Raw genomic sequence first — 18517 nt, 5'->3', positions numbered from 1 at the left:
TCCTCAGGAAGTAAGTCAAAAATATGACGAAAGTGTAACGCCCCCACGTTCGTTCACTGCGTGTAACTCTCTTCCCCCCGAGGGGGCCGCTGCGCCTGCGGCCCGGCAAAGCCGGTTCCGCGGCCCCTGCTTGCTTAAGAGTTGTCCGGTTAAGCGCTGCGGAAGATGAAGTAGACGGCGCCCACCATGCACAGCGCTGCCCAAAGATAGTCGAGCTTGAGCGGCTCGTTCAAGTAGAACACCGCGAAGGGCACGAACACGCTGAGGGTGATGACCTCCTGCATGATCTTGAGCTGGCCCACGCTGAACTGGGTGAAGCCTATGCGGTTGCCGGGCACCTGCAGCAGGTATTCAAACAGCGCGATGCCCCAGCTGATCAGGGCTGCGGTGTACCAGGGCGAGGCCGCGAGGTTTTTCAGGTGGCCGTACCAGGCGAAGGTCATGAAGACGTTGGACAGCAGCAGCAGGCCTATGGTCTGCGCCGAGACGGGCAATGACTGGAGGAATTGCATCAGGGGACTCCGGGACAGGCGTCAGCCGAAATGGCCGACCAAAATCAACACCACGGTCAGCGTGACCAGGGCCAGCGCGGTGGACACCACCACACTGGCGGTGATCAGCTCTTCGGCGACCTTGTAGCGCTGGGAGAACAAAAACACATTGGCGCCTATCGGCAGGGCCGAGGCCACCACCATCACCGACATGGGCACGCCGCCCACGCCCAGCAGGCGGCACAGGCCGAATACCAGCAAGGGGTGCAGCAGATTCTTCACCCCGGCCAGTGCCAGCGCCTGGCGCCAGTGCTCGCCCACGCGGGTGTTGGCCAGGGTCACGCCGACCAGCACCAGCGCCAGCGGGCCAAAGGCGTTGGCCATGAGTTCCAGCGGTTTGTCGACGACGGCGGGAATTGTGAAACCGGTCTGCGCGAACAGCAGGCCGGCGATGATGGGCAGCGGCACCGGGTGCAGCAGCGCGTTTTTCACGGCCATCATCACGGTGGCCACCGGGTGGCGCGGCGCGCTGGTCACTTCGTCGCTGGTGCCCAGCTTTTGTTCATGGGCCACCGCGAGCTCCAGCACCACCGTGGCGCTGGTCAGCAGCACCAGCGAGTGCACGGATACCAGCGTGAACAGCGTCACCAGCCCCTGGGGCCCGTACATCAGGCCTATCAGCGCGATGCCAATCATCACGGTGTTGGAAAAGGTGTTGGCCAGCGCCAGCACCGCCGCGCGGCGGTTAAAGCCCTGCACCAGCAGGGTCCCGCCGAAGAGCACGATGACGGCCAGAAAGTAGGCCAGCACCGGCTTGAAATCAAGCTGCTCGACACGCACCCGGCTCATGGTGCGAAACAGCAGCGCCGGCGTGAGCAGCAGAAAAATCAGGTTGGACAGGTCCTTGATGGCATTGGCCCTGATCCACTGCGCCCGGCCGGCGAAAAAGCCCGCGGCAATCAACAGCACAACCGGGAACAGGGACTCAAAGACAAGCTGGTTCATTGGCGCAATCTTAGCTTGCACGCCGTTGCACCATGCCCGGATCCTGCTCCCGGTGCCCTCTTAAAACGCCAGCTGCATTCCCACTTTCAGGCTGCGCCCTGGCAGCGGCGCCTTCGGGAACGCCGTGGTCGTCAGCACCGAAGCCGCGCTGTAGGCCAGCTGGTTGGTCAGGTTGTCGACCTTGGCATACCAGAGGATGTTGCTGGCGCCGGCCCTCATGCGGTAGGTAGCGGCCAGGTTCCACAGCGTATAGGCCGGGGTCGCGCGCTGGCCGTCGGCCACGCGGTTTTGCGCCATGGAATGGTCAAAGCCTATGCTGCTGCCCCAGGGCCCGCTGGCCCAGATGAGGCTGGCGCCCACACGCGCCGGCGCGATGCGCGGCAGCGGCTGGCCGTTGCTGAGGTTGGTGGCGCGCACCACATCGCCGCGCAGGGCCAGGTCCACGCTGGACGCGCCTTCGAGCAGGCGGATGTTGCCGCTCGCTTCCAGGCCCACAAAACGCGCACGCACGCCGGTGTAGGCGAACTCCGGCAGCAACGGGTTGTCCGGGTTGCTGTCGTCCACGCCGTCGCCGTCCAGGTCGGCCGGGTTCAGCGCGCCGTCTTCCTGCCCGTAGCGGTTGCCCGTGGCCAGCAGGCCTATGTAGTTCTTGAAGCGGTGCACATAGGCATTGGCGCTGAAGCTGTTGGCGCCCGACTTCCAGCTGGCGCCCAGGTCCAGGCTGGTCGATTTTTCCTTGCCCAGGGTGGGGTCGCCGGTTTCCCAGGCCCTGGTCGCCACGTGCGGGCCCTGGGCGAAGAGTTCATAGTCCTTGGGCGCGCGTTCGGTGTAGGCCAGGTTGCTGGTCAGCTGCCAGCCCGGCGCCGCATTCCACAAGGCGCCCAGCGCGTAGCTGTGCGGCGTGAAGTCGCGCGTCAAAGGCGCGAAACGCGCCACCAGCGGGTTGCCCAGCGACTCCACTTTCACCGACTCCAGCCGCCCGCCAAAACTCAGCTTGCCCCAGCTCGTGGCGTACTCCTCATAAGCGAACACGGCGTTCTGCGCGGTTTTGCTGTAGGGCGCAAAGGCCTCGGCGCCGTCGGCCGAAAAACGGTTGTTCTCGGACTGGAAGCCGACCAGGCCTTCGAGGTTTCCGATCCGCGCATGGCGCGCCTCCAGCCGCACATCACTGCCCTTGTTCTTGAACACCGTGCCCGGGTTGGGGCCTTCAAACTCGGTGTGCTGGTAGTCGGTGTGGCTCAGCTGGCCTTTCACACTGCGGATAAAACCGCCCAGGTCGCGCAGCTCGCCTTCCAGCGCCACACGGTTCGACTTCATGTCAATCGTCACGTCGTCTTCGGCCACGGTGCCGTAGTTGCTGCGGTAGGTGCTGACCGACGCGCCCAGGTAGCCATGGTCAAAAAACACCGAGCCGCCGGCCGCGCCGCCATGCACCTTGCTGTCTGAATTGCAAATACGGTTGGTGATGGTGTTCACGCCACCCTTGCCGCAGGCCAGGTCGGTGGGTACCTTCACATCGCCGGTCTCGCGGTTGAACACATCCACATGCAGCGCATAACGGTTGTTGCCGCCTTCGAGCAGCACACCGCTGCTTTTTTCGCGGTTGCCGCTGGCCAGGCCCAGGTCGACCTTGCCGCCCACGCCGCCTTTTTCATCGAACAGCGGCTCGCGCGGGATGCGGTTGTCGATCACATTGACCACGCCGCCCACGGCGCTGCCGCCGTAGAGCAAGGCGCCTGGGCCGCGCAGCACCTCGACGCGTTCGATGCTGATCGGGTCGCTGGTGACGGCATGGTCATAGCTCAGGCTGGAGGCATCCAGCGTGGCGCCGCCGTTGCCCAGGATGCGGATGCGGTCGCCGTCCAGGCCGCGGATGATGGGCCGGCTGGCGTTGGGCCCGAAGTAGGTGCTGCTGACGCCGGGCACGCCGTCCAGCGTTTCGCCCAGCGTGGTCTTGCTGCGCAGCAGCAGCCCGGTGCCCGAGTACTGCGCGGCCGGCGCGATCAGCTCGGCCGTGCCCAGAGGGTTGCCGGTAACGGTGACTTCCTTGAGGCTGGGAGCGGTGGCTGGTGCGGGGGCGGTGGTTTGGGCACTCGCCAGGCCGCAAGAAAGCGTTGCCGCGGCGCAGAGCGCGCGGCTGATAAAAGGTGGTTTCATGGTGACTCGCTGAATCAGGAAAACAAAAGCAAAAGGCAAAGCTGCGCCCAGCCGGGCGGCCGGCGCGAAGCAAACGGGAGGGGGATTTCAGCGAGGGAAAGGCGGGCCGCGCGCGTCAAACAGCGCCGCCCAGCGGGCGAGCGCTTCGCCGCGGGAGATATCAAAAACTGCGTTGGAGAGCACCAGTGGCAGGCTCAGCATGGGCAGCGCAGGCGCCGCTTGGCCGTGGCTGGCCTGGTCGAACAGGCGGCAGTCCGAATCGCCGTCATGCGAGGAAAACAGCGAGGCCAGCCATCCGCCACCCTCCTCCTCTTCTTCGACGTGCGCAAGAGCGGAGTGTTCCTGGTGATGGCCGTCTTGATGCACATACGAATGGGAATGAATGTGCGCCTGCGGGCCGTGCACCACGCCGTGCATCAGCCCCAGCAATTGCGCGAGTAAAAGCGAGGCGGCCAGCAGCCAGACCAGGGCGCCGGCGGAACTGGAACCCCGGCGCTTATTTGACGCTGGTGGCATCCGTGATGCGGTAGTAGAGGCCGTAGGCGTCGTCGTTCAGGACCAGGAAACGCCCTTCCACCACCACCGGCTCCATGCTGTATTTGACCGGCGTCTTGGTCTTGACCTCGACCATGCTCTCGGGTCCGCCCGGCAGGCAGAAGGCGCAGGTCAACGGCACCGAGGACAGCAGGAAATGTTTTTGTTTTTCGCCCGGGTCCAGCGGCATCATGAAACCCTGGATGCGCTGGGTTTTCTGGTTCAGCGCCATCTGGTCCAGGGTGAAGACCGGCAGGATGCGGTTTTTCTCGTTTTTGGTTTTCACCGCCGTCAGCACCGACCAGGGCACCACGTCGCCGCGGGCCGCCAGCGGCGGAAACGGGCTGTTGGCGCCATGCACGCCCGCACCCTGGCCCACCGGCAGGTCAAAACCCGGGCCCGCGGCAGCAGCCGGCTTGGCGCCGCCCGCCACCGGCGAAGACAGGGTTTGCGCCTGCAAGCCCGCCGCCGTGAGGGACAAACCGCAGGCCAGCGCGAAAGCGTGGCTCAGGCAATTGCGAAGGATGGGGTTCATGCGGGACTCCTGCAGGGGTGGCAGCGGTTCAGGCCTGGGCGGTTCGCCGGGCTCAGTGAACGTGTTTCATGCCGCAGTATTTGCCGACGGCCAGCCCTTTGCAAGCGGCTTGCAGTTCTTTTTCGCAAACCTCGTCTTTTTTACCCGACTCCAGGCACTTGGCCGCGGCTTCGTGGGCGGCGGCCATGGCGCGGTGGCGCTGGATGTCTTCCTTGGTTTCCTTGTCGCTGTGCTGAGCATGAGCCAGCGAAAAAGTGGCGCTCAGGGCCAGCGCGGCCACGCCGCCCAGGACGGGCGAGAACTTGAGGAATTGCTGGACAAAACGAAGGCTTGGCATAAAAGTTACCTTGATTGGAGAAGTTCAAACACACTGACCCGGTAGGCCTCCCAGGCGGGCAGCAGCGCGGACGCGAGCGCCACCCCCAGGGCCAATACCGGCACGCTTACCAGTTCGACCGGCCAGGACACGGCGCCGATCAACACGGATTTTTCGAGCTGAAGCGCCCAGCCCAGCAAGGCTGTCAGCCCCTGGCCCGCCAGCACGCCCAGCACCGTGGCCAGCAAGGCCAGCCACAAGGCTTCGCACAGCAGCAGGCCGGCCACCTTGCCCGGCGGCGCGCCCAGCATGCGCAGCAGCGCCAGGTCGGCCCGGCGCTCGCGCACCGCGCCCCAGAGCGCGATGAACACGCTCAGGCCCGCCGTGAGCAGCAGCACGCCGGCCAGCGCGCGCAGCACGTCGGTACCCACGCCCACCATGCTCAGCAGACGCGTGATCTCCAGCGCCGGCGCGGCGGCCTGCATCTCGGTGCTGCTATTGATGTAGCGCGGGAAGGTCACCGCCGCCAGCGGCGTTTTGTACTGGATCAGCGCCAGCGTGATTTCGCGGTCTTCCTCCAGCACCTTGCGGTCGTCGTCGTCCAGCGCGGTGTCGGTCTCATGCACCTGCCAGACCGATTCGGTGGCCGTCAGCACCAGGCGGTCCAGCACCGTGCGGCTGGGCGCCAGCACGCCGGACACCACATAGGGGCTGAGCTTGTGCTCCTCGCCCCCGCCGCCCAGGCCGTGCGTGCCGGTGAAGCTGTCGCCCACTTTCAGGCCGGTCTGCCGCGCCACCTGCGCGCCTATCACCGCCTGCATGGGCTTGGCCCACAGCGTGCCCTGCGCCAGCTGCGCGTCGTAGTGGCTGATGTAGTCGGGCGTGGTACCCACGATGCGAAAGCCGCGGAAGCTGTCGCCCAGGCTGATCGGAATGATCTTGGCGACCTGCGGGTGTTTTTCGAGTTCCTTCACCGCTGCCAGCGGCACGTTGCCGGTCGGCACGTCGAGGTGGAAAACCCCCGAAAGAATCAGCTGCATGGGGCTGCCCTTGGCGCCCACCACCACGTCGATGCCGGCCAGGTCGCGGTCAAAAGCCTGGTTGATCTGGTGGCCGACCAGCAGCAGGAAGGTGATGGATGCCAGCCCCAGCGTGAGCAGCAGCAGGTTGAGCGCCGCGGCCAGCGGACGCGACCACAGGTAGCGCCAGGCGAAAACAATGGTCTTCATGGCTGGCGGCGCCCCAGCTGCAAGGCCTTGAGGCCTTTTTCGTCTTTGAAAAATTCGGCCACGCGGGCGTCATGCGTGGCAATCACCAGCGACGCGCCCTGCCGCCGCGCCGTGGCCCGCAGCAAGTCCAGTGAGGCCGCGGCAGCCTCGTCGTCCAGGCTGGCCGTGGGCTCGTCTGCGAGGATCACCTGGGGCTTGAGCAGCACCGCGCGCGCCAACGCCACGCGCTGCGCCTGGCCGCCCGACAGCTGCGCCGGCTTGCGCTGCGCCAGCGCCTGCACATCCAGCGCGGCCAACGCTTCGGCGATGCGGGCCTCGTCGGCCGGCCGACCCGCGGCCCACTGCGCCATGGCCAGGTTGCCGTGCACCGTGAGCGCCGCGCTCAAATGCAGTTTTTGCGGCAGAAAGCCTATGGTGGCGGCCCGCCAGGCATCGCCCGCGACCTTGCCCAGCGCCTTCATGGCCTGGCCCGCCACCGTGATCTCGCCCCCGGCAGGCGCCAGCAAACCGGCGGCCAGCGCCAGCCAGGTCGACTTGCCCGAACCCGACGCGCCGCGCAGCAGCAGCACGCCGCCCTGCGCCACGTCCACGTCCTCGAAGCGCAGTTCGGGGCCGCCCGCGTAGCGGTAAACAAGCTCGCGCGTGCTGATCATGAAGAGGCCGTGCCCGGTGCGGTGCTCGCGCAGTCGGCGCACACGCCGCGCACCGCGAAGTCCATGCTCATGCCCTGGTAGCCCAGGGCCTTGAGCGCCTGCAGCGCGGTCTGCGCGGCGCGCTCCAGGTCGTTGGCATTGGCTTTTAAAGCCCCCGAGAACGCGCCGTCCAGTGGGCTGTCGCGGTGGCAGCTCTGGCATTCAAAGTGCGGGATCGCATGCACGCTGCTGGGCATGGCCTGGTAGCGCCGCACACGTTTGGCATCGACCCGGCACAGCAGCAGCCCCACCTGCGTAAGCCGGTCTATCAGGCGGTACAAGGTGACGCGGTCCAGGGCTACTTCGGCGTCGCCGGCCAGCGCCGCCTGCAACTGCGCATGGGTGTAACTGGTGTCGGGATGCGCCAGCAGCCAGCCCAGCACCCGCCGTGCCGCCGCGGTGCGGCGCAGGCCGTGGGCGGACAGCAGGGTGTCTATGGGGTCGGACAGGCGGACGGTCATGGGATGTGAACTGCTGCGGATTTCAATTAACGCAATCGAGTTGCATTATTACCGCAATTACACCCTTTCCAAGCCCTGCTTTGTGTAAAGCAGCCGAAATGGACTCAGCTTTCAGGCCGCGTATCAGGCCAAGCCACAGCCCGTTTCGCCGCGGGCTTGCCCTTGCCACTGGCCGTGGCCAGCCCGCCGAACAGCGCGATCAAGACCAGCCAGCCCAACATCACATCCCAGAAATGCTTGAGCAGGAAATACGACGCCAGCAAGGTGGTGAACCAGTAGCTCAGCGGGCCGAAGCGCTCACTGACCGCACCGCCGCCACCGTAACCGCAGCGTATGGCCGGGTTGTCAAAACCGGCCGATGAGCAGCCCACCCATTGCAATACCTTGGCCGAGGTGAACATGCTCACGACCGGCGTGCCAAAGGCCAGGACAAACAGGGCCAGGCTGATGAGCAGCGCCAGGAACAGGGTTTTGCAAACAGCGTGCATGCGTTTTTTAAGATTGCTTTTCGCCGGATTGTTGTGCCGCATCGCGCGATGCCCGACCACGATGGAAGCTAATGTATACCGCCAACAGCGGCACAAGCCGGCGCTGCGCTATAAGCTCCTATGAACGCGCCATGCCCGGCGCTCCACCCATTCACCTCACGGTAACAGCCATGCCCCCCAAACACCCCACCCACCTGCGCGCCCACACCTACCACGGCCTGGCCCCCGGCCCACGGCTGCTGGTCACCGGCGCCGTGCACGGCAACGAGACCTGCGGCACGCGCGCCATCACGCAGCTGCTCGAGGAAATCGACGGCGGCGCGCTGGCCATAGAACGCGGCACCGTGACCTTTGTGCCGGTGACCAACCCGCTGGCCTACAGCCTCAAGCAGCGCATGGGCGAGCGCAACCTCAACCGCAACATGGCGCCCAGCGCGATTCCGCAGGACTTCGAGGACCGCATCGCCAATGTGCTGTGCCCGATGCTGGATGCGCATGACGTGCTGCTGGACCTGCACTCCTTCCACACGGGCGGCGCGCCCTTTGTGATGATCGGCCCGCAAAACAACCACGGCGCGCTGGAGCCCTTCTCCCATGCGGCCGAAGAAATGCAGCTGGCGCTGCACACCGGGCCGCACCGCATCGTCGAAGGCTGGCTGGAGACCTATGCGCGCGGCGTGAAGCGGCGCACGGCGGCGGCTGAAGCAGGCGGGGCCAGCCGCGCCCAAAGCCTGGTGACCGACCCGAACTACGGCGTGGGAACGACCGAGTACATGCGCTCGCGCGGCGGCTATGGCGTGACGCTGGAATGCGGCCAGCACGACGACCCGCAGGCGGTGCTGGTCGCGCGTTACGCGATCCTGCAGACCCTGGGCTTGCTGGGCCTGGTGGCGCAGCCCGCCGCGCCGGTTCCCATGGAACGCGAAATCCTGCGCCTGGTCGATGTCATGGACCGCGAGCACGAGGGCGACAGCTTCACCCGCGAATGGCGCAGCTTTGACGCGGTGAAGGCCGGCGAAGCCATAGGCAGGCGGCACGGCGGCGAAGCCGTCACCGCGCCGGCCGACGGCTTTGTGGTGTTTCCGAACCCGCGCAGCGAGGTCGGCCAGGAGTGGTTTTACTTCGCGCAGCGGCGCGTGTAAGAACCCTGAACAACCTTATCCGCAGATAGACAGCGCCAGCTTCAGTCCTTCACCCGCGAGGCAAAAGTCTTGCGGAATTTCTCGACCTTGGGGCCGACCACAAAGGCGCAATAACCCTGGTTGGGGTTGTTCTCGAAATAGTCCTGGTGGTAGGCCTCGGCCGGCCAGTAGTTCTCGACCGGTAGCACCTCGGTGACGATGGGCTTGCCGAAAAGCTTGTCCTGGCTGGCCTGGCGTATGAAGTCGTCTATGACTTCCTTCTGCTCGGGCGTCGAGTAATAGATGCCGCTGCGGTACTGCGTGCCGGCGTCATTGCCCTGGCGGTTCAGGCTGGTCGGATCGTGGATCACAAAAAAGATCTCGAGGATTTCCTTGAGCGTGATCTGGTCCGGATCGTAAGTCAGCTTGACCACCTCGTTGCTGCCGGTGCGGCCGGTGCAGACTTCCTCATAGCTGGGCCGCGCGGCCTGGCCGTTGCTGTAGCCCGATTCGACGTCGGTGACGCCGCGCACCTTGACGTAGACCGCCTCTGTGCACCAGAAGCAGCCGCCGCCCAGGGTGATGGTTTGAAGGGATGAGGACATGGCTATCTCCGCTGAAAACCGTTGGTCGTGAAATGAGCGGAAATCTTACGCCGCGGGCCGCGCAAGCGCCGTGGCCGCCGCGCTTGCCCTTGCCCGGCTGGGGCTCAATCGCGGCGGCGCGGGCCCTTGCTGCGGTGCATGGGGCCGACGGCGCGGCGCATCAGCCGCAGCAGCACCAGCGCCGTGACGGCACCGGCAACGGCCAGGCCCAGCGAACCCATGCTGAACACCGTGTCGTTGGTCTTGCCGCGGCTCAGGATGGCGGCCACGAAGTCGCCGCCTATATAGGCGCCGAACACGCCGACACCGAGGTTTTCGAGGATAAGGATTTTTTCGCGGGTGCCCGCGAGCAAGCAGGCAGCGCCGCCGAAGAGAGCGCCCACCACACACCAGATATACGGGTTGATGCCGTTCTCCTGAGGACTATGAACTGCCCCATGGTCGCAGTTTTGAGCCCCCAGCGGTGGACATACTTTCCGCAAGGTCTTTCACCGGGAGGCGGCCGGCGCCATCGCGCGCACTGCTTTGACAAAAGCCGCCAGCGCCTGGTGGTCGCGCGCGGTTTTCCACAGGCAATGCGTGTCGTAAGGCGTGGTGGCCGCATCCAGCGGCACAAAGGCCGCGCCGGCCATGGCCGACTGGCGCAGCGCGGCCGGCACCAGGGCCACGCCCATGCCTTGCGACACCAGCGAGACCACGCTGAGCCAATGCCGCAGTTCGTAGCGCATCTCGGGGTAAAAGCCGGCTTCGGTGCAGATCGCCAGGATGCGCTCGTGGTAATCGGGCGAGACCGCGCGCGACACCACCGCAAAGGGCTGGCCCTGCAAGGCCGAAAGCGACAGCGAGCGCCTGCGCGCCAGCGCATGGCCGGCGGGCAGGCAGCAGACCAAAGCCTGGCTGGACACCAGGATTTGCGACAGCTCGGGCGGCACGCGCGTGGTGTGCACAAAACCCAGGTCCAGCCGGTCGTGCGCCAGCTCCACCAGTTGCTCGCTGGAGCTGAGCTCCTTGAGCGTGAGCCGCAGCAAAGGGTGCCCGGCCTGGAAACGCTCCAGGATGGCGGGCAGGCCGCTGTAAAGCATGGTGCCCGAAAAGCCTATGGCCAGGCTGCCGGCCATGCCCTGGCCCACATCGCGCGCATGGCCGGCCGCCTGCGCGGCCTGGTCCAGCAGGGCGCGCGCCGCCGGCACAAAGGCCTGGCCCGCGGCCGTCAGGCTGACCTGCTTGCTGCTGCGGGTGAACAGCTTCGCGCCTATGGAGGCTTCCAGCTGCTGGATATTGAGCGACAGCGGCGGCTGCGAAATCGACAGGCGCCGGGCCGCGCGGCCGAAGTGCAGCTCCTCGGCCAGGACCAGGAAATAACGGAGGTGGCGGAATTCCATGAATATGTTTTTTATATCGTTGAATCAATAATTGATATTAGACAACTATTCATGCTTGTCAAACAATCACGCATGGCCGCCGGTGCCCCGAGCCGCGCCCCCTACACTGCAAACCAAGCCATTTCCCCTTTTCCGGAGACACACACCATGAAAACCACCTTCAACTGGCAAGACCCGTTCTTCTTCATGGAGCAGCTCAGCGAGGACGAACGCGCCATCGCCGACGCGGCGCACGCCTTCTGCCAGGAAAAGCTGCAGCCCCGCGTGCTGATGGCGGCGCGCCACGAGAAGTTTGATCGCGAGATCATGAATGAGGCAGGCGCCATGGGTTTCCTGGGCTCCACGATTGAAGGCTATGGCTGCGCCGGCCTCAACTACGTGAGCTACGGCCTGGTGGCGCGCGAGGTCGAACGCGTGGACAGCGGCTACCGTAGCGCCATCAGCGTGCAGAGTTCGCTGGTCATGCACCCCATCAACGCCTACGGCAGCGAAGCGCAGAAGCAGAAATACCTGCCCAAGCTGGCCACCGGCGAATGGGTGGGCTGCTTCGGCCTGACCGAGCCCAACCACGGCTCAGACCCGGCCAGCATGCTGACGCGCGCCAAGCCTGTCGACGGCGGCTTCATCCTCAAGGGCGCCAAGATGTGGATCACCAACAGCCCCATCGCCGACGTCTTCATTGTCTGGGCCAAGCTGCAGGACCCGGACGGCAAGGTCGGCGGCCAGGAAAGCATCCGCGGCTTTGTGCTGGAAAAAGGCATGAAGGGCCTGACCGCACCCAAGATCGAAGGCAAGATGAGCTTGCGCGCGTCGATCACCGGCGAGATCGTCATGGACGACGTGTTTGTGCCCGAAGCCAACCTGCTGCCCAACGTGAGCGGCTTGAAGGGCCCCTTCGGCTGCCTCAACAAGGCGCGTTACGGCATCGCCTGGGGCGCCCTGGGCGCGGCCGAGGACTGCTGGTTCCGCGCCCGCCAGTACACCCTGGACCGCCAGCAGTTCGGCCGCCCGCTGGCGCAAAACCAGCTGATCCAGAAAAAGCTGGCCGACATGCAGACCGAAATCACGCTGGGCCTGCAGGCCTGCCTGCGGGTGGGCCGGCTCATGGACGAAGACAAGGCCGTGCCCGAAATGATTTCGCTGATCAAGCGCAACAGCTGCGGCAAGTCGCTGGACATCGCCCGCATGGCACGCGACATGCACGGCGGCAACGGCATCCATGACGAATACCACGTGATCCGCCACATGATCAACCTGGAAACCGTCAACACCTATGAAGGCACGCACGATGTGCATGCCCTGATCCTGGGCCGCGCGCAGACCGGCCTGCAGGCCTTCTATTAAGAAGCGCTTTTTCTTTCTGTAGCCGGCCATGGACCCAGGCGCGCTCAAGCCCGTGCTGGCCGCCCTGGCGCTGCCGCCGGTCTCTCCGCTGCTGCTGGCCTTGCTGGGCCTGCTGCTGGCCGGGTGCAACAAAAAAAGAAGCGGGCTCGCGCTGGCGACCATTTCCGTGCTGCTGCTGGCGCTGCTCAGTTGCCACGGCACGGCGGTATGGCTGGCGCGCACGGCCTTGCCGCAATTCGCGCCGCTGGACCTGGCCGAGCTCAAGGCCCGGAAAGTGCAGGCCATCGTCATCCTGGGCGGCGACGTGCTGCCGGTAGCGCCCGAATACGGCCACAGCCAGCCGAGCGCGGCCACCGCCGCGCGGCTGCGCTACGGCGCCTGGCTGGCCCGTCAGTCCGGCTTGCCGCTGGCTTTTACCGGCGGCCTGGGCTGGGCGGCCCACAGCACCCAAACCGAATCGGAGGCCGAAATCGCCGCCCGCGTGCTGCAGCAGGACTACGGCCTGGTGCTGCGCTGGCGCGAATCCCAGTCGCGCGACACCGCGGGCAATGCGCGCCTGATGGCGCCGCTGCTGCGCCAGGCCGGTGTCCAGCGCATCGCGCTGGTGACCCATGCCTGGCACATGCCACGCGCGGTACTGGCCTTTGAACAGGCCGGCCTGGCCGTCACGCCTGCCCCCATGGGCTATGTGCTGCCGGCGCAAAGCGAGCTGCTCGAATGGCTGCCCTCAGCCCAGGGCCTGCAGGCCTCGCGCCAGGTGCTGCGCGAGTGGCTGGGGCTGGCTGTTGGGCATTTTCTGCCGGCATAAAGCCCGCCCCCGCTGCATCCCCTGTGGCGCCAAAGCAGCGTCCACCAAGGCTTTACCGCGGGTTTACCTTTGAGTCCAGGCACCCCGGCGACACTTAATGCATTGGGTTGACGGTCGGAAAGTAAGCAGATATATTACTAACCAGTCAGTCAGTAACCATGTCTCTTTCCAAACTTTTCCACGACAACACCGCGGTCGCCGCCAAGCGCGAGCGCCGCAAGGAAGCACGGCCGGGCGAGCTCCTGGATGCCGCATTGGACCTTTTTGTGGAAAAAGGCTTTGCCGCCACCCGCGCCGAGGAAGTCGCCGCCCGCGCCGGCGTCTCCAAGGGCACGCTGTTCCTTTATTTCCAGAGCAAGGAAGAGCTGTTCAAGGCCGTGGTGCGCGAGAACATCTCGGGCCGCTTCACCGAGTGGCGCGCCGAGCTGGAAACCTTTGAAGGCACCACCTCCGAATTGCTGGCCTACTGCATGAACAGCTGGTGGGAACGGGTGGGCCTGACGCGCGCCTCGGGCCTGACCAAGCTGATGATGAGCGAGGCCAAGAACTTCCCCGACATCGCGGCCTTCTACCAGCAGGAAGTCATCATGCCCGGCCACGGCCTGATCCGCAGCATCCTGCAGCGCGGCGTGGACCGCGGCGAGTTCCGTCCCATGGACCTGGACTACGCCGTCTACGTCGTGATCGCCCCCATGATTTTCCTGATCCTGTCCAGGCACTCCGGCGGCGTGTGTTTAAGCAGCGAGATTGACCTGGATCCCCAAAAATACATCGCCTTCCAGGTGGAAACCATCCTGAACGGCATTTCCGCGCCGGCCGTTTCCGCCGTGGCCAACAGGAAGGCCGCATGAAGCGCTGGGCCAAGTGGGCGGTCGCCGGCCTCATCGTGCTGCTCATCGCGGGCGGTGTGCTGCGCGCGCTGGGCGCGCGCAAGGCCCAGCAGCAGGCGCTGGCCGCCGGCAGCGCGGCCAGCAAGGACATGGGCCTGGTGGAGCTGGCCGCCACCGACGTCGTCAAGGCCCAGGTGCGCGAACTCGTGCAGGGCCTGCCCGTCTCCGGCTCGCTCAAGGCCGTCAACTCCGCCGTCATCAAGGCCCGGGTCGCCGGCGAGCTGCAGGGGCTGGCGGTGCGCGAGGGCGATGTGGTCAAGGCCGGCCAGGTGATCGCGCGCATAGACGCCGCCGAATACCAGTCGCGCGTACGCCAGGCCCGCGAGCAGGCCGAATCCGCCAAGGCCCAGGTCGACGTGGTGCAGCGCCAGTACGACAACAACAAGGCGCTGGTCGACCAGGGCTTTATTTCCAAGACCGCGCTGGACACCTCGCTGGCCAACCTCAACGCCGCGCAGTCCACCTACAAGGCCGCGCTGGCCGCGACCGACGTAGCCGCCAAATCGCTGGACGACACGGTGCTGAAGGCGCCCATCTCCGGCCAGGTGTCGCAGCGCCTGGCGCAGCCCGGCGAGCGTGTGGGCATAGACACCAAAATCGTCGAAATCGTCGACCTGAGCCGGCTCGAACTCGAGGCCACGCTGAGCGCCACCGACTCCATGGAAGTGCGCGTGGGCCAGAGCGCCCAGCTGCAGATTGAAGGCAGCCGCCAGCCCGTGACGGCCGTGGTCGCGCGCATCAACCCCAGCGCGCAGGCCGGCAGCCGCAGCGTGCTGGCCTACCTGAACATCGACAACCCGGGCGTTACCGGAGCTACCGGCGAAGCCGGCACCCCGCCGCTGCGCCAGGGCCTGTTCGCCCAGGGCACGCTGGGCACGGCGCGCGCCTCGCTGCTGGCGCTGCCCGTCAGCGCCGTGCGCACCGACAAGCCCGCGCCCTATGTGCAGGCCGTGGAAAACGGCGTGGTGGTGCACAAGACCGTCGAGCTGGGTGCGCGCGGTGCCGCCGGCGGCGACAGCGTGGTTGCCGTCAAAGGCCTGGAAGAAGGCGCGCTCGTCGTGCGCGGCGAAATCGGCGCGCTGCGCGAAGGCACCAAGGTGCGCTTCACGCAGCTGCCCTCCGCGCAGCCCGCCGCCAGCGCGCCCGCCAAACCGGCGCCCTGAGGCTTCACGCGCATGTGGTTCACGCAGGTCAGCCTCAAGAATCCCGTGTTCGCCACCATGGTCATGCTGGCCATCGTGGTGCTGGGGCTGTTCTCCTACCAGCGCATGCAGGTCGACCAGTTTCCCAACATCGACTTCCCGGTGGTGGTGATCACCGCCGAATACCCGGGCGCCTCGCCCGAAATCGTTGAAAGCGAAGTCACCAAGAAGATAGAAGAAGGCGTCAACTCCATCGCCGGCATCAACGCGCTGACCTCGCGCAGCTATGAAGGCCAGTCCGTCGTCATCATGGAGTTCCAGCTCTATATCGACGGGCGCCGCGCCGCCGAGGACGTGCGCGAAAAAATCGCGTCCATCCGGCCGAGCTTCCGCGACGAGGTCAAGGAGCCGCGCGTGCTGCGCTTCGACCCGGCCAGCCGCGCCATCTGGTCGGTGGCCGTGCTGCCGCAGTCCGGCAAGGGCAAGGCCATGGATGCGGTGGAGCTGACCAACTGGGCCGACCAGGTGCTGAAAAAACGCCTGGAGAACGTGCGCGGCGCGGGCTCGGTCACCCTGGTGGGCGGCACCAAGCGCGAGATCAACGTCTACCTCAATCCGCAGGCCATGGAATCGCTGGGCATCACCGCCGACCAGGTGGTCAACGCCGTGCGCAACGAAAACCAGGACCTGCCGGTGGGCGCCATCCGTTCGCTGCAGCAGGAGCGCGTCGTCAAGATAGACGCGCGCATGAAGCGGCCCGAAGACTTCGGCAAGATCATCGTGGCGCGCAAGAATACCGGCAGCGGGGCAGCCGCGGCGGTCACCGTCGACCAGGTGGCCCGCATCGCCGACGGCGCGCAGGAACTCGACAGCCTGGCGCTCTACAACGGCCAGCGCACCCTGCTGCTGACGGTGCAAAAAGCCCAGGACGAAAACACCATTGCCGTGGTCGACGGCCTGAACAAGGCCGTGGCCGAGCTGCAGCCGCTGCTGCCGCCTGGCGCGCGGCTGGAACTCATCACCGACGGCTCGCGCCCGATACGCGTGGCCGTCGAGAACGTGCGCCGCACGCTGATCGAAGGCGCGCTGCTGACGGTGCTCATCGTTTTCCTGTTTCTCAATTCCTGGCGCTCCACGGTGATCACCGGGCTGACGCTGCCGATCTCCATCATCGGCACCTTCCTGTTCATGAATTTGTTCGGCTTCACCATCAACATGATCACGCTGATGGCGCTGTCGCTGTGCGTGGGCCTGCTGATCGACGACGCCATCGTGGTGCGCGAGAACATCGTTCGCCATGTGCAGATGGGCAAGGCTCCCTACCAGGCCTCGCTGGACGGCACCCAGGAAATCGGCCTGGCCGTGCTGGCCACGACGTTCTCCATCGTGGCCGTGTTCCTGCCCATCGGTTTTATGGGCGGCATCATCGGCAAGTTCTTCCACGAGTTCGGCGTGACCATCGTGGCGGCGGTGCTGATCTCCATGTTTGTGAGCTTCACGCTGGACCCCATGCTCTCCAGCGTCTGGCACGACCCGGCGATTGAAGCGCACGGCCGGCAGGGCGCGCCCGTCACCTTCTACGACAAGACCATAGGCCGCGTCACCGGCTGGTTCGACCGCGCCACCGAATCCCTGAGCGACAGCTACCAGGGCATACTGCGTTGGTCGCTGGGCCACAAGCTGGCCACGCTGGCGCTGGCGGTGCTGATTTTTGTCACCAGCATCTTCATGGTGCCGCTGCTGGGCACCGAGTTCGTGCCCAAGGCCGACTTCTCCGAGACCACGCTGAATTTCTACACACCGGTGGGCTCCTCGCTGGAAAACACCGAGGCCAAGGCGCGCCAGGTCGAGGCCATCGTGCGCGAGTTCCCGGAAGTGAAATACACGCTGGCCACGCTCAACACCGGCAATGCCCAGGGCAAGATGTACGCCAGCGTCTATGTGCGCCTGGTGGACCGCAAGGCACGCACGCGCAGCGTCGACGAGATGTCGGGCGTGCTGCGCGATCGGCTCAAGCTGGTGCCCGGCATCACGGTCACGCACGTCGGCCTGCTCGATTCGGTGGGCGGCAACAAGCAGGTGGAGTTTTCCCTGCAGGGTAGCGACCTCAAGGAACTTGAACGGCTCACACGCGCCATCAGCGACAAGATACGGGGCATCCCCGGCCTGGTGGACCTGGACTCCAGCGTCAAGGCCGACAAGCCGGTGATCGAGGTCGACGTGCGGCGCGACGCCGCCTCCGACCTGGGCCTGTCGGTGTCGCAGATCGCCGCCTCGCTGCGCACCCTGGTGGCCGGCCAGACGGTGGGCAACTGGCGCGCGCCCGACGACCAGACCTACGACGTCAATGTGCGCCTGGCGCCCGGCGCCCGCACCGCGCCGCAGGACCTGGAGCGCCTGCCCTTCATGAGCAGCACCATGGGCAGCAATGCCGACGGCTCCTCGCGCGTGGTGCGGCTCAACCAGGTGGCGACCGTGAAGGAATCCACCGGGCCCAACCAGATCAACCGCCGCGACATGGCGCGCGAGGTCGCCATCAACGCCAACGTCTACAAGCGCTCGGCCGGCGAGGTCTCCAACGACATCAAGGCCGTGCTCGACGACTTCAGCTTCCCGCCCGGCTACCGCTACCAGTTCAGCGGCTCCACCAAAAACATGGCCGAGTCCTTCGGCTACGCGGTCTCCGCGCTGGTCATGGCCATTCTGTTCATCTACATGATCCTGGCCAGCCAGTTCAAGAGCTTTTTGCAGCCCATGGCGCTGATGACCTCGCTGCCGCTGACCCTGATCGGCGTGGTGCTGGCGCTGCTGCTGTTCCGCTCCACGCTGTCGATGTTCTCCATCATCGGCGTGGTGATGCTGATGGGCCTGGTCACCAAGAACGCCATCCTGCTGGTCGACTTCGCGATCCGCATGCGCGCCGACCGGCTGGACGTGGACGGCCACCGCGTGCCCGGCATGGAGCGCGGCGAGGCCCTGCTGCATGCGGCCAAGGTCCGGCTGCGCCCCATCCTGATGACCACACTGGCCATGATCTTCGGCATGGTGCCGCTGGCCTTTGCCCTGACCGAAGGCTCCGAGCAGCGCGCCCCCATGGGCCAGGCCGTCATAGGCGGCGTGATCACCTCCTCGCTGCTGACCCTGGTGGTGGTGCCCGTAACCTATTGCTACCTGGACGACCTGGGCCAGTGGTTCAAGCGCAAGTTCGGCCCCAAAACCCGGCACGCCGCCCCCCCTGAAACACCGCCCGCCCAACCCGCGCCTGTCATGGCCGGCCGCTAAAATCAAAGGTTTATCTCGTGAACCCCCTCTTCACT

Annotated in this window: 19 protein-coding genes; 6 read left to right on the top strand and 13 right to left on the bottom strand. The window is 65.9% G+C overall.

Annotated features, from left to right (window positions below):
* Positions 1-149 precede the first annotated feature (149 nt).
* The 10 genes from ACEN9P_RS17785 to ACEN9P_RS17740 form a co-directional block, all read right to left on the bottom strand.
* A complete protein-coding gene (locus tag ACEN9P_RS17785; RefSeq protein ID WP_477660662.1) occupies positions 150-512 on the bottom strand; it encodes a DMT family protein in 363 nt (120 codons plus the stop codon).
* A gap of 21 nt (positions 513-533) precedes the next feature.
* Complete coding sequence (locus ACEN9P_RS17780; RefSeq protein WP_495620013.1) at positions 534-1496, bottom strand: AEC family transporter; 963 nt, start codon at positions 1494-1496, stop codon at positions 534-536.
* 60 nt (positions 1497-1556) lie between these two features.
* Complete coding sequence (locus ACEN9P_RS17775) at positions 1557-3653, bottom strand: TonB-dependent receptor (RefSeq protein WP_495620012.1); 2097 nt, start codon at positions 3651-3653, stop codon at positions 1557-1559.
* Between the two features lie 87 nt (positions 3654-3740).
* Entirely contained in the window at positions 3741-4169 is a 429-nt protein-coding gene (locus ACEN9P_RS17770) for a hypothetical protein (RefSeq protein ID WP_495620011.1), read from the bottom strand.
* Positions 4150-4722, bottom strand: a complete 573-nt coding sequence (locus ACEN9P_RS17765) for a DUF3299 domain-containing protein (protein WP_495620010.1) — start codon at positions 4720-4722, stop codon at positions 4150-4152. Before ACEN9P_RS17765 ends, ACEN9P_RS17770 begins: the two co-directional genes overlap by 20 nt.
* A 52-nt stretch (positions 4723-4774) precedes the next feature.
* A complete protein-coding gene (locus ACEN9P_RS17760; RefSeq protein WP_074575648.1) occupies positions 4775-5059 on the bottom strand; it encodes a hypothetical protein in 285 nt (94 codons plus the stop codon).
* 5 nt (positions 5060-5064) lie between these two features.
* The gene (locus tag ACEN9P_RS17755) at positions 5065-6267 is read right to left on the bottom strand and encodes an ABC transporter permease (protein WP_495620009.1); all 1203 of its coding nucleotides are present in this window, start codon (positions 6265-6267) and stop codon (positions 5065-5067) included.
* A complete protein-coding gene (locus ACEN9P_RS17750; protein WP_495620008.1) occupies positions 6264-6920 on the bottom strand; it encodes an ABC transporter ATP-binding protein in 657 nt (218 codons plus the stop codon). Before ACEN9P_RS17750 ends, ACEN9P_RS17755 begins: the two co-directional genes overlap by 4 nt.
* Positions 6917-7420: a Fur family transcriptional regulator gene (locus ACEN9P_RS17745; protein WP_495620007.1), complete on the bottom strand. Its 504-nt coding sequence runs from the start codon at positions 7418-7420 to the stop codon at positions 6917-6919. The genes ACEN9P_RS17750 and ACEN9P_RS17745 overlap by 4 nt, the downstream gene beginning before the upstream one ends.
* A 104-nt stretch (positions 7421-7524) precedes the next feature.
* The gene (locus ACEN9P_RS17740; RefSeq protein ID WP_495620006.1) at positions 7525-7908 is read right to left on the bottom strand and encodes a hypothetical protein; all 384 of its coding nucleotides are present in this window, start codon (positions 7906-7908) and stop codon (positions 7525-7527) included.
* Between the two features lie 170 nt (positions 7909-8078).
* On the opposite strand from ACEN9P_RS17740, the gene ACEN9P_RS17735 reads away from it, so the two are divergent.
* Positions 8079-9050 carry a M14 family metallopeptidase gene (locus ACEN9P_RS17735; protein ID WP_495620005.1) on the top strand — a complete coding sequence of 324 codons (972 nt, stop codon included), beginning with the start codon at positions 8079-8081 and terminating at the stop codon, positions 9048-9050.
* Positions 9051-9091: 41 nt separating this feature from the next.
* Here the strand turns inward: ACEN9P_RS17735 and msrA are convergent, their stop codons facing one another.
* The 3 genes from msrA to ACEN9P_RS17720 all read right to left on the bottom strand — a co-directional run bounded on the left by msrA (position 9092) and on the right by ACEN9P_RS17720 (position 11016).
* Positions 9092-9634 (bottom strand): peptide-methionine (S)-S-oxide reductase MsrA, encoded by a 543-nt coding sequence (gene msrA / locus ACEN9P_RS17730; protein ID WP_477660651.1) that lies wholly within the window; start codon positions 9632-9634, stop codon positions 9092-9094.
* A 104-nt stretch (positions 9635-9738) separates the two neighbouring features.
* Positions 9739-9987: a hypothetical protein gene (locus tag ACEN9P_RS17725; protein WP_495620004.1), complete on the bottom strand. Its 249-nt coding sequence runs from the start codon at positions 9985-9987 to the stop codon at positions 9739-9741.
* Between the two features lie 135 nt (positions 9988-10122).
* Positions 10123-11016 carry a LysR family transcriptional regulator gene (locus tag ACEN9P_RS17720; protein ID WP_495620003.1) on the bottom strand — a complete coding sequence of 298 codons (894 nt, stop codon included), beginning with the start codon at positions 11014-11016 and terminating at the stop codon, positions 10123-10125.
* Positions 11017-11163: 147 nt separating this feature from the next.
* Between ACEN9P_RS17720 and ACEN9P_RS17715 the strand changes: the two genes are divergently transcribed.
* The 5 genes from ACEN9P_RS17715 (at position 11164) to ACEN9P_RS17695 (ending at position 18482) form a co-directional block, all read left to right on the top strand.
* Positions 11164-12360 carry an acyl-CoA dehydrogenase gene (locus ACEN9P_RS17715; protein ID WP_477712979.1) on the top strand — a complete coding sequence of 399 codons (1197 nt, stop codon included), beginning with the start codon at positions 11164-11166 and terminating at the stop codon, positions 12358-12360.
* A gap of 28 nt (positions 12361-12388) precedes the next feature.
* On the top strand, positions 12389-13168 hold the full coding sequence (locus ACEN9P_RS17710; protein WP_495620002.1) for a YdcF family protein: 780 nt from the start codon (positions 12389-12391) through the stop codon (positions 13166-13168).
* Positions 13169-13326: 158 nt separating this feature from the next.
* Positions 13327-14019 (top strand): TetR/AcrR family transcriptional regulator, encoded by a 693-nt coding sequence (locus tag ACEN9P_RS17705; protein WP_495620001.1) that lies wholly within the window; start codon positions 13327-13329, stop codon positions 14017-14019.
* Positions 14016-15221, top strand: a complete 1206-nt coding sequence (locus ACEN9P_RS17700) for an efflux RND transporter periplasmic adaptor subunit (protein WP_495620000.1) — start codon at positions 14016-14018, stop codon at positions 15219-15221. Before ACEN9P_RS17705 ends, ACEN9P_RS17700 begins: the two co-directional genes overlap by 4 nt.
* A 12-nt stretch (positions 15222-15233) precedes the next feature.
* A complete protein-coding gene (locus ACEN9P_RS17695; RefSeq protein WP_495619999.1) occupies positions 15234-18482 on the top strand; it encodes an efflux RND transporter permease subunit in 3249 nt (1082 codons plus the stop codon).
* The last annotated feature ends 35 nt before the right edge of the window (positions 18483-18517 follow it).

The organism is Polaromonas sp. Polasp52 (assembly GCF_059491565.1).
Note: the sequence above shows the minus strand (reverse complement) of the source record. Positions and strands in the feature narration are given on the sequence as shown.

Coding starts and splice junctions, on each gene's coding strand:
- ACEN9P_RS17785 (WP_477660662.1), bottom strand. CDS start 512: ATGCAATTCCTCCAGTCATTGCCCGTCTCGGCGCAGACCATAGGCCTG.
- ACEN9P_RS17780 (WP_495620013.1), bottom strand. CDS start 1,496: ATGAACCAGCTTGTCTTTGAGTCCCTGTTCCCGGTTGTGCTGTTGATT.
- ACEN9P_RS17775 (WP_495620012.1), bottom strand. CDS start 3,653: ATGAAACCACCTTTTATCAGCCGCGCGCTCTGCGCCGCGGCAACGCTT.
- ACEN9P_RS17770 (WP_495620011.1), bottom strand. CDS start 4,169: ATGCCACCAGCGTCAAATAAGCGCCGGGGTTCCAGTTCCGCCGGCGCC.
- ACEN9P_RS17765 (WP_495620010.1), bottom strand. CDS start 4,722: ATGAACCCCATCCTTCGCAATTGCCTGAGCCACGCTTTCGCGCTGGCC.
- ACEN9P_RS17760 (WP_074575648.1), bottom strand. CDS start 5,059: ATGCCAAGCCTTCGTTTTGTCCAGCAATTCCTCAAGTTCTCGCCCGTC.
- ACEN9P_RS17755 (WP_495620009.1), bottom strand. CDS start 6,267: ATGAAGACCATTGTTTTCGCCTGGCGCTACCTGTGGTCGCGTCCGCTG.
- ACEN9P_RS17750 (WP_495620008.1), bottom strand. CDS start 6,920: ATGATCAGCACGCGCGAGCTTGTTTACCGCTACGCGGGCGGCCCCGAA.
- ACEN9P_RS17745 (WP_495620007.1), bottom strand. CDS start 7,420: ATGACCGTCCGCCTGTCCGACCCCATAGACACCCTGCTGTCCGCCCAC.
- ACEN9P_RS17740 (WP_495620006.1), bottom strand. CDS start 7,908: ATGCACGCTGTTTGCAAAACCCTGTTCCTGGCGCTGCTCATCAGCCTG.
- ACEN9P_RS17735 (WP_495620005.1), top strand. CDS start 8,079: ATGCCCCCCAAACACCCCACCCACCTGCGCGCCCACACCTACCACGGC.
- msrA (WP_477660651.1), bottom strand. CDS start 9,634: ATGTCCTCATCCCTTCAAACCATCACCCTGGGCGGCGGCTGCTTCTGG.
- ACEN9P_RS17720 (WP_495620003.1), bottom strand. CDS start 11,016: ATGGAATTCCGCCACCTCCGTTATTTCCTGGTCCTGGCCGAGGAGCTG.
- ACEN9P_RS17715 (WP_477712979.1), top strand. CDS start 11,164: ATGAAAACCACCTTCAACTGGCAAGACCCGTTCTTCTTCATGGAGCAG.
- ACEN9P_RS17710 (WP_495620002.1), top strand. CDS start 12,389: ATGGACCCAGGCGCGCTCAAGCCCGTGCTGGCCGCCCTGGCGCTGCCG.
- ACEN9P_RS17705 (WP_495620001.1), top strand. CDS start 13,327: ATGTCTCTTTCCAAACTTTTCCACGACAACACCGCGGTCGCCGCCAAG.
- ACEN9P_RS17700 (WP_495620000.1), top strand. CDS start 14,016: ATGAAGCGCTGGGCCAAGTGGGCGGTCGCCGGCCTCATCGTGCTGCTC.
- ACEN9P_RS17695 (WP_495619999.1), top strand. CDS start 15,234: ATGTGGTTCACGCAGGTCAGCCTCAAGAATCCCGTGTTCGCCACCATG.